This is a genomic window from Ruminococcus sp. AM31-15AC (assembly GCF_003462045.1).
Taxonomy (GTDB): Bacteria; Bacillota; Clostridia; order Oscillospirales; family Ruminococcaceae; genus Hominimerdicola; species Hominimerdicola aceti.
The window spans coordinates 1-3930 of record NZ_QTYG01000091.1 but is presented as its reverse complement, the minus strand read 5'-3'; the positions used below and the strand labels follow the sequence as shown (position 1 = coordinate 3930).

Annotated in this window: 1 protein-coding gene, 1 tRNA gene and 1 pseudogene; 2 read left to right on the top strand and 1 reads right to left on the bottom strand. The window is 41.2% G+C overall.

Annotated features, from left to right (window positions below):
* A partial coding sequence (locus DW793_RS13840) for a hypothetical protein (protein WP_252969910.1) occupies positions 1-689 on the top strand: 689 nt, incomplete at its 5' end.
* A gap of 257 nt (positions 690-946) precedes the next feature.
* On the opposite strand, the gene DW793_RS13835 is transcribed toward DW793_RS13840, so the two are convergent.
* A tRNA-Pro gene (locus tag DW793_RS13835) sits at positions 947-1023 on the bottom strand.
* A 224-nt stretch (positions 1024-1247) separates the two neighbouring features.
* Here DW793_RS13835 and DW793_RS13830 point away from each other — a divergent pair.
* Positions 1248-3930, top strand: a pseudogene (locus DW793_RS13830) (hypothetical protein); the annotation flags it as partial.

The following is a 3930-nucleotide window of genomic DNA, read 5'->3' as shown; positions in this document are numbered from 1 at the left end:
ATAATATGTGGGATGAATTTCGAAAATATATAAATCAACGAGTAGTTGCAGAAGATTATATATATTTGGATGAAATAGCAGAAACTTTAGCAACTAAATGCTCACTTAGTAAATTCAGAGCAAAATCTATTTGTGAAGTAGTAATTAAAGCAATGTCATCATATAGGAAAAATCAAAATATATCTTCGTCGATAGCTAAAGAACGCATAACAAACAACGGCAAAATAATGTATCAGTTTAACGTTGCTGTAAATTCTTTCTTTAATTGGGTCAAGAAAATTTTTGCCACAATTAAAGTTGAAACCAATAATGGTGAACTATATTTAATTAATGACGGAAGTTCATATATAAAAGGTGTTACCGTGGTACTAGGTATACTTGAATCCATGGGCGTGCTATCATTTAATATGATAGGTGGTGCAAATAGCCAACTTTACATTTATGTGAACCAAATTCAAAATCTAAAAAACATTATTAATGACCCTATAAATTATAAAAATAGACTATTGGAAACAGTTTACGAAAAACACTTGATTTCAGTTAAAATGCTTACATATTTATACGAAGGAGAATTTTCAAGCGATAATATGTGGAATATTTTAGAGGACTATTTTTTGGGTGTTATTCCACAACAGGTAAAAAATGCTTGCCTAATGGAAAATCCACAAATGAATTTCGGCGAAATATGAGAATGGATTAGTAATTGTGATGTTAAGAGAAATTGATTGTATAAAAGTTTGATATTATACTGATTATTATTGCCCAAAAGTGCCACCCAACATTTCAATCAATTCCGACCACCACCGAACAACGCCCAAGACCACCAATCGAAAATATAATACCACGAGCAAACAAAAAGTGCCTTAATGCTAGTCATAAGGCACTTTTGCTATGTGGAGCATACAAAAAAAGAGAACTGCGACTGCAACTCTCTTCTTACATTATTTGGTCGAGGTGACGGGACTTGAACCCACGGCCTCTGCGTCCCGAACGCAGCGCTCTACCAAACTGAGCCACACCTCGAAATACCACTGTAATATTATATCACACCCATCAAACCTTGTCAAGGCGTTTTTTTCAGTTTTGTATCCTCTTTGCTTTTTTACTGCGTTGACCTTTGGTGCATGACGAATTTATTGAAATCATTCTCATTGTAACTTATTTTCATTGACATACGCCTTGCGTTGTGATATTATATATATAAAGGTGTTCTTGTTTAAAAGTTTTTGTATGAGGTGATGAAATCGATGAATATGAAGAAAAGAATGTTGAGCATTGTCCTGTCTGGCGCAATGGCTGTTTCTACTGCTGTGTCTGCTGGATCGTTCAGTGCCTTTGCCGTGGCGCAATGTGTTGCGTATTCAGGCTCTAATGTGAATGCTCAGGACTATGTGCAATGGTCTGACACAGTGAAATCTTACCTGACAGTGTGCGACAACGGCAATTATATGCGTGTCCAGTCAGGCGCTATCGAGGGCAAACTCCTTGTGGAATATTACAGCTCTGATTTTGAACCGCTCAGCACTAAGCTTATCGACAACGAGCTGCCTATCTTTGGTGCTTTCTATGACTCCGGCAATAATTATTATGTCCTTAGCGGTCAGGAAAATCCGAAACAAAACGACTCCCTCGAGGTTTTCCGTATAACGAAGTATGATAAGAATTGGAACAAAATAAAGTCCTGCGGTCTGTATGGAGCTAACACTACAGTTCCATTCGATGCAGGCTCGGCAAGAATGACCCATAGCGGTGACCACCTGCTTGTGAGAACCTGCCACGAAATGTATAAATCAAGCGACGGCTATAATCATCAGTCTAATGTTACCATTGAAGTCGATATACCGTCAATGACTATCACTGATTCGTATACCGGCGTCATGAATGTTGAGTATGGCTATGTGAGCCACTCCTTCAATCAGTTTATAAAAACCGACGGCACCCATATAGTCGCCCTCGACCATGGTGACGCTCATCCGCGTTCTGCTGTTCTGGTGAAGTATAATTCTGATTTTACCACAGGCAAATTCTTCCCAAGCTATTATGAAAAGGGCGGCAATATCGACGTTGTAACATACCCTGAATATACCTCCGGTCACTATAACTATACAGGTGCGGCTATAGGCGGCTTTGATGTGTCATCATCAAGCTATATAGTGGCACAGAGTACAGTTGACCTTGACTATATCAATACGTCAAAAACACGAAACGTCTACGTTTCCGCTGTTTCAAAGGACCTTTCCACAAACAAGCTCAATAAGATAACTTCTTATGCAGAGGGTACAGACTCGGCTTCTGCTCCACAGCTTGTGAAGATAAATGATAACAGCTTTTTGCTGTTGTGGGCCAGAGATACAAAGGTAAGCTGTGTAAAGCTAAACGCTGACGGCACAGTAAACGGCAGTATACACACCTTTGAGGGAAGCCTTTCAGATTGCCAGCCTGTTATCAAAAATGGCAGAGCCGTTTGGTATGTTTACGATAAAAATAACGTGACCTTCAACTCCCTGAACCTTTCAAATCTTGACGATATAAAGACGGTTGACGTCAAAACAGGTCATGACTACGAAACAAAGTACGCATCAAAAACTGACGGCACTGTAACACAGACCTGCAAGTCTTGCGGCTATGTGAATAAGTTCACAGTTCCGACCTCTACCACTGTTTATTGGCGCACAGACCTTTCGAATACGTCCTTTTCAAGCGTATTGAGCAAAACTCAGTTCAGTGTGGGCGACAGCATTGATTTCTGGCTTTATGACGATACAGACTACACAGTTGAATTTTCTGATCGCAGTATGGTAAGTGTAAATAAGCTTGAAAACTATGCTAATGATATCAGACGTATCACATTCAAAAACGGCGGTTCACTCACTGTAAAAATTTATCCTACATACAATCCGTCTGTAGCAAAGACATACAAACTCACCTGCGGATGCACGAGCCACACATACGGCAGCGCTGTTGTCACAAAACAGCCGACCTGCACATCAGAGGGTACAAAAACAAAAACTTGTACACAGTGCGGAGCAACAGTAACAGAAACAATTGCAAAGCTTTCCCACAGCTACACAACCACAGTTGTTGCACCTACTTGCACAGTTGACGGCTACACTCTCCACAAGTGTTCTGTTTGCGGTACTTCATACAAGGATAGCACAACAAAAGCAACAGGTCACAGCTACGGAAATTCTGTTGTAACAAAACAATCGACCTGCACATCAGAGGGTACAAAAACAAAGACTTGCACAAAGTGCAATGCTACAGTTACAGAAACTATAGCAAAGACTTCACACAAATATGCTGGCACAGTTGTTGCACCTACTTGCACTGCTGACGGATACACGCTCCACAAGTGTTCAGTTTGCGGTGCTTCATACAAGGACAACACAACTAAAGCAACAGGTCACAGCTACGGCAACGCTGTTGTCACAAAACAGCCGACCTGCACAGCCGAGGGTACTGCTATAAAGACTTGCACAAAGTGCAATACGACAGTTACAGAAAAGCTTCCTGCAAAGGGTCACACCGCAGTTACCGACAAGGGCTACCCTGCTACTTGCACCACCGCAGGCAAAACAGACGGCTCACATTGCTCAGTTTGCGGTGCTGTTATCAAGGCACAGACAACGATAACTGCCACAGGTCACAAGTCAAGCGGTTGGATAATCGACAAAACGGCTTCTATCGGAGTTAAAGGCTCAAAGCACAAGGAATGTACAGTCTGCAAGAAAGTTCTTGAAACGGCTGAAATTCCTGCACTTTCAAGAATTAGCATCTCAAAGGCAAGCGTGACACTTTCCACTTCGACCTACGCATATGACGGCAAGGCAAAGAAGCCTGGTGTAACGGTCAAGCTAAACGGCAAAACTTTGAAGAATGGTACAGATTACACAGTTTCCTATTCAAACAACACCAAGGTCGGAACAGCAA